The sequence below is a fragment of the Ensifer sp. SSB1 genome, from assembly GCF_016652895.1.
Classification (GTDB): domain Bacteria; phylum Pseudomonadota; class Alphaproteobacteria; order Rhizobiales; family Rhizobiaceae; genus Ensifer.
Genome location: NZ_JAEPRP010000222.1, coordinates 1 through 6,808, shown reverse-complemented (window position 1 = coordinate 6,808; position 6,808 = coordinate 1). Strand labels below are relative to the sequence as shown.

The following is a 6,808-nucleotide window of genomic DNA, read 5'->3' as shown; positions in this document are numbered from 1 at the left end:
GCCGGATGCGACGGACGGAGATTCAGGCGCCAAACAGGGAGCCCCGGCGCCGAAGGAGGCCGGCACCGAGGGCGAGGAGACACCGGACACGCAACCCGATGCACTACCCGCCCCGGGCGACGAGCAGACGCGTCCGCCGGCGGGCGAAGCCGAGAAGCAGGTCTCTTCCGAGAAGCCAAAGACCAAGACCGATGCGGGCGACCCCGTCGATATCTTCAACGGTGCCTTCTTCCTTGACGACACCGATCTCGAGATACCCAACACGATCCTGCCTCTCGTCGTGAAGCGCACCTACCGGAGCGGAATCGCGGTGTTCGGCCCATTCGGTTGGAATTTCGATCACAACTACAATCTCTACCTGCGCGAGCTTTCCGACGGCACGATGGCGCTCTGGCGCAATCTGCACGAGGACATCTTCAAGCCGAGCGGTGCTGCCTTTGAGCCGCCGCGTGGCATATTCGAGAAGCTGCAGCCCGTGCCCGGACAGGCGCAGACCTACGATGTGCTAGGCGAGGGCGGAACGACGATGCGCTTTGAACGTCCCGCTGGCTGGACGGAGGCCGAGCGCATCCCGATCCTGTGGCTGTCGGATCGCCACGGCAATGCTCTGCGCTTCAGCTATGATGGCGAGAACCGGCTTGCCGAGGTGCGCGACGACGATGATCGCTACTTGCATTTCGACTATGACGATTGCGGCCTAGTCGTCGCGATCAGCGACGCCGCCGGCCGGCGGTGGATCTATGAGCATGACGAACAGACGATGCAACTCACTCGTGTCGTCTCGCCCGCGACAAACGATCATCCGGGTGGCATCGACCGCATCTATGTCTATGCCGATCCGTTCGATCATCCGCTGATCCGCCACAACATCGTCCGCGTCGCGGATTCCGATGGAAATGTTTATCTCGAAAATGCCTATGAGGACGATCCGGCGTCGTTCGGATTCGCCAGGGTGAGCGAACAACTCTACGGCGATTACCTGTTCCAGTTCTGCTACACGCAACTGCAATATGTGCAGGACGATCCGCTGTTCATCAATATCGGTGCGGTACAGGTCGAGGTGATGAACCCTGATTTCGGGGTCGAGACCTATACGTTCAACTATCGTGGCGATCTGCTCGACCGGCGCTACCGGCTCGTCAAGGATTTGTCGTTCCGCGTCGTTGCTATCAATTATGCCTATGACAGCCAGGGGAATCTCATCTCGACGACGCTTCCCGACGGAAGCGCCGAACTCGCTATCTTCGACGATGCCAGCGCCGATCCGCGCATGCGCGGTAAGCTGCTCCGCCGCGAGATCACAGCGACCGCCGGCTTCCCAGCACCAAGCCGGATCGTCTGGCGCGGCGGTTATGAACCCAAATATCAGCTTCTCGTCGAGGAGAAGAACGAGGCGGGCTCGCCTGTGCGCTACGACTACGATTTCGACGTGACGCCCGGAGCACTCACCAATACCGGTAAGCTGAAGCGCATCCGCCATCCCGATGCCACGTTGCCGGACGGCACGGTGCAGGTGTCCGCGACCCGCTTCGAGCACAATCCCAGGGGGCAGACGACGGCGACCATCCTACCCGACGGCACGCGCAACGAGATGATTTACGGCAATGCTGGCGGGGGTGCGAGCCGCCTGGTAGGCCAGGTCTTCGATGTCGGCGGCCTCGGTCTCGTCAACGAGACGGGCTATGACGCATTTGGCTATGACGCCACCGTGCGGGATGGCAATGGTCATTCCACCATCAAGAGCGTCAATGCGCTTGGACAGACCGAGATTGTTTCGCCGCCGCCGGTGAATGGCGACGATCCGAGGGTCTATCTGCATTTCGATGCGGACCGGAAGCTTGCCGCGATCGAGCGGCCGCGCGGCGACTATGCGGAGCCAGGGCTAGGGCCGCGCATCGTCGACCGCTTCGAGCGTGACGTGCTGGGCTTCCCGCTGAGGCTGGTCATGGCTGCAAACACCGCGGCGCCTCGGATCGTTTCCTCCTGCTACGATTTCCGCGGTTTCGCCGTACGGACCATTGACCCGGCCGGCACGGTGATCCGTCGTGTCTTCGACGAGCGGGGGCTCATTATTAAGGAAACCCGTTCCGGCAGTGATGGCACCAGCCTTTCGGCCCGTAACGTGCACGACCGGAGCGGCCGCGTCACGCAGGAGATCGCCTCGGACGGACTTGCAACGCATTTCGATCTCGACGGTTTCGCGCGGTTGCAGAAAACCAGGCATCCGGACGGAACGGAGATACGGCAGTCATGGCGCGCCGGTGACCTCGTCGAGCGCGTCGAGACGGTCGGCGACGACGGTTCCGGCGTCGTGCGGACCCTGGCCGACACACGCTATCGCTATGACGAGAAATACCGGCTTGTTGAAGAGACAATCTCTTCCTTTGCCGACAATCCGGCGGCGGCGGTCGACGTGGTCACCCGTTATTTCTACGACGTGAACGACCGGCTCGTCCGCATCGTCGGGCCGCGCGGCGGCGAGACACGCTTCGCCTATGACGGGCTCGGCCGGCTCGTCCGCCAGAACGACCCGATGGGTAATGAGCAGCGCTACGAGTATGACGGCGCTTCCAACCTGATCCGCACGGAAAGCCGGCATGTCGAGCCGAACGGGTCGATCTCTTCCATTGTTAAGCAGTTCACATTCGACGCCCGCAATCGCCGCAGCGCCGCGATCGACCCGGACGGCTCGGCCGTGCAGTTCGGTTATGACGCAGCAGACCGGATGGTGCGGCAGGAAGATGTGTTCGGCCGGATAAAGACGATCGCCTATGATGCCTTCGGTCAGCGCATCGAGGAAGTCTATGACTCTGCGGGGCTCGCCGTCGTCCATAAGTGGCAGCTCGATCCGCTGGCGCGGCCGTTACGCTACACGGACCCGATCGGTGAGATATCGACCTATACTTATGACGGTGTTGGCCGGCTGAGGACCACCGCCTATCCGAGCGGCGTCACGACGACGCTGAGCTACGGCGCCGATGGTCGGATCGCACAGGAAACGCTCGGCGGCGGCGGCGCCTTCCATTACGCCTATGATGTGGCCGGCAGGCTGGCGTCGATCAGCAATGCCGCCGTGCCGGTCGGCGTCGATGCCGTTCCGCCGCACCAATTCCGCTTTGACGGCCTCGGGCGGGTAGTGCGGGCCGACCTTGGCGCCGAGACAGTCCTTCGCGCTTACGACAGCCGAAACAGGTTGGTCAGCGAGACGAGCGGCGGCGTGACGATGAAGCGTATTTTCGACGAGGCAAGTGGCGAGGTACTCCGCTTATGGCCGGATGGGCGCACGGAAAAGCACAGCCATGATCTGAACGGTACCGTCACGAAGATAGAGCAAACGGCCGCAGGTACACTCGGTTCGGGAGCCACGCCGATCGCGTTGCTGAAGCCAAGCGGCAGCGCCCATTTTGGCACGGCCGATCTGCCCGGCTCCCTCGTCATCCGGGCGCATTATGACGAGCGGAAGCGTCTCGTCGATCTTGCCGCGACAAGTCCGGCCGGCGCTGACCAGCGCATCCTCTATCGCTACGACAAGGCCAACCGGCGACGGATCGAGGCGCTGCTTGGGCAAACCTCGGCACTGTCCTATTTCGAATTCGACTCGAAGTACCGCTTGGCGAGCGCAAAGAAGGGCTTCGCGCTACCGCTTCCCGCCGTATCTGTGCAGGCCGACCAGGATACCGCGATTGCCGGCGCCTCGGCGGCTTCGGCCGGCGCGGCCGAGACCGAAGCGTTCAGCTATGACAAGAGCGATGCGCGGTTGACGGCCACCCACACGGGCGATCCGGGTCGCGCCTACAGCTATTTCCCCGGCCACCGTATCCAGAGCGACGGAATTTCCGCCTTCAGTCACTCGGCCGAGGGCGTGCTTGCCGGCGATGGCGTCTTCGCCTACCGCGCTGACGCGCTTGGTCGCATTACCACGGTGAAATCGGGCGCCAATACGGTGCTAAGCCTTGCCTATGACGGCCTCGGACGCCCGGCCGTGATCGGCGAGCAAGGCCGTCCGCCACGACGGCTGCATTATTTCGGCGATTCCGCTGATCAGGAGAGCGAGGGCGGCGTCGCCATGCGGCAAAGGACCGTCAACGCGACGACGGGCCTGCCGCTCGCCTATCACGGCGTCGGCTCGACCCATTTCACTCTGTTCGACGGGCGGCACAATCTCGTCGCACTCGCCGACGACCAGGGCTCGCTGGTCGAGACCTATCGCTATCGTCCCTTCGGCGCCCCATCGATCTTCGATCCCGGCGGCTCGGCTCGGCCCAGCTCCATTTTCGGTATCGAGCCGATCTTCGGCGGCCAGCGCCATCTCGCCTCGACGGGCCTCTATCTCGCGAAGCGGCGGGTGATGAACTACACGCACGGGCTGTTCCTGTCGCCTGACCCGCAGGGCTATGCCAATTCACCATCGCTCTATGTCTATGCGGCGCAGAACCCGATCGACCTGATAGACCCGGATGGTGAGTTCGCCTTCCTCGCCATTCTCGCCGTCATGGCGGTGGGCGCTCTCGTTGCCGGCGGCATCAACGCGGTGCGCCAGGGCATCCAGATGTCGGAGGATCCGAGGAAACGCGCTGAAGGGTTCTCGTGGAGCGAACTTGGCATCTCCATGGGTCTCGGTGCCGTCATCGCCCCGGCGCTCGTCTTTGCTCCGGAACTTGCCGTTCCGCTCGCCGCCTATGGCGTCGCCGGAGGCATCGAGCAGTATAGCGAGGGCAACTACGCGACGGGCACTTTCGATATCGTCACCTCGCTATTGCCCTTCGCTTCGAAGAACGTCCGCGGTGCTACTTTCGGCAAAGGTACCTACTATGGGCAGGCGCGCGGCCTCGGTCCGGCCGACAGCTTCGGTGTAAGGGCCAACCGTTTCACCGTGATCGGAGAGAATTTAGACAATTTCTGGCCGGCGCCGACCGGAAAGGAGATCGGTGTCGGCTTTGCCAAGTCAATCGGCGGACCGGACGGCCATGTCGCCATCATTCTTGAAAAGGACGGCGGCGGCTTCTGGTTCACCGAAAAGAACGGCATGCGCGGCCCAACGATCGACACGCCGAACGGACCGAAGCGGCTTCTCTTCGCCGATTTCAACGAGGCTGATGGCAAGCCGCCCTACTACATGCCCGGACGACCTTTCGAATATAATACAATGCGGATTCCGCGAGCCTCGGTCGATCAGGCGATGAGCTACGCCAAAGGGCGCATGCCTGGCACCGGCGTGGAGCAGTTCGATTTCGGCTGCGCCAATTGCTCCCACTACGCCGGCGACGTGCTGGCGCAGGGCGGTTTCAAGGGCATGGGCAACGGCAAAGCGCTGGGGCTCTGGAACGACTTCACCAATTTCAGCAAGAGTACCAGCATGAGCTATTCGGCGCCTTGGTTCGCCAAGCCACCCTTCTGGATGCAGATGCCGCAACCCTCGTCCGCCGGCGGCAAGAAATAGGCTATATGCTCGCCTCAGGTGTTCCCCGTATTTCGCCAGCGAGCGTCTTTCCGGGCGGACGGCTCAACTGGCCATAGGGACCAATGAGGTTTGCGCTTGCGGGCGGGCCCCCAATCGAGTTCGTACCGGAACTCCCGATATAAACGAACGGAATCGGCGATTGGGGCTGAGGTCGGCCATGGCCGGGGAGGGGGCTTGCTGATGGCCGCAATCGAATTCGCCGATGTAACAAGATCGGCTCGCCGGTGGGCAAGGACGTGTTCGACCCGACCGGTTCTGTCGTCAACCTGCGCGACCGGCCAGGCGTTCCGGACGATCTGGCCCGCGCGATCCTGTTCCTCGTCTCCTCCGATTCAGACTTCATCGATGGAACCACGCTCTTTGTGGATGGTGGCGCCTCTGCGCTCATGCCCGGCAGCGAAGGATAGCCATCGGTACTTGACCGGCGCGAGGAGATGACCGAAGACCGCGGCAGTAACGATGGAGGCATGTAGTGAGCGAGAAACGAGCGACTGTCCTTATGATCATGGATGGCTGGGGTTGGCGTGAAGAGCCGCATGGCAATGCCGTGCTGCAGGCAAACACGCCGAATTTCGATCGTCTGTGGTCGCAATGCCCGCATGCTCTATTGACGACGCACGGTCCTGCCGTGGGTCTGCCCGAGGGACAGATGGGCAATTCCGAGGTCGGTCACCTCAACATCGGCGCCGGCCGCATCGTCATGCAGGAGCTGCCGCGTATCGACACGGCAGTTGCCGATGGCAGCCTGCGCCAACGTCTTGCCGAGAGCGGCTTGCCCGATGTGCTCGGCCGCACGGGCGGCGTGTGCCACCTCCTTGGTCTCGTATCGCCGGGTGGGGTGCACGCCCATCTGCTTCATATCGCAGCCCTTGCGCGGGCGCTTCGCGATCTTGGCATCCGTTCGGTCGTCCATGCCTTTACCGACGGACGCGACACGCCGCCCGGATTGGCCGGAGATTATCTGAAGCAACTTGCCGACGGGCTTCCCGAGGATACGGCGCTCGTCACGGTCAGCGGCCGTTTCTATGCCATGGATCGCGATAATCGCTGGGATCGCGTTGCGGCAGCCTATGCCGCGATCGTCGAGGGCAAAGGCATTCCCGCCGCCTCCGTCGAACAGGCGCTCGAGGCGGCGGCGGTGCGTGGCGAGACGGATGAATTCCTGACGCCGAGCGTGATTGGCGATTATCGCGGCCTGCAGAATGGCGATGCGATCCTTTGCGCCAATTTCCGCTCGGACCGCGTCCGCGAAATCCTATCGGCGCTGTTGCTGCCGGATTTCGACGGCTTCGAGCGGTCGCGCAAGGCGGACATCGCTCTTGGGGTCGGCATGGTTTCCTACGGCAC

2 protein-coding genes and 1 pseudogene are annotated in these 6,808 nt (G+C 62.9%); all 3 read left to right on the top strand.

What is annotated here, in order from left to right; translation table 11 throughout:
* A partial coding sequence (locus tag I8N66_RS33330; RefSeq protein ID WP_291163582.1) for a DUF6531 domain-containing protein occupies positions 1-5,440 on the top strand: 5,440 nt, incomplete at its 5' end.
* A 257-nt stretch (positions 5,441-5,697) separates the two neighbouring features.
* On the top strand, positions 5,698-5,868 hold the full coding sequence (locus tag I8N66_RS33325) for an SDR family oxidoreductase (protein WP_291163579.1): 171 nt from the start codon (positions 5,698-5,700) through the stop codon (positions 5,866-5,868).
* A gap of 65 nt (positions 5,869-5,933) precedes the next feature.
* Positions 5,934-6,808 (top strand): annotated as a pseudogene (locus tag I8N66_RS33320) (2,3-bisphosphoglycerate-independent phosphoglycerate mutase); the annotation flags it as partial.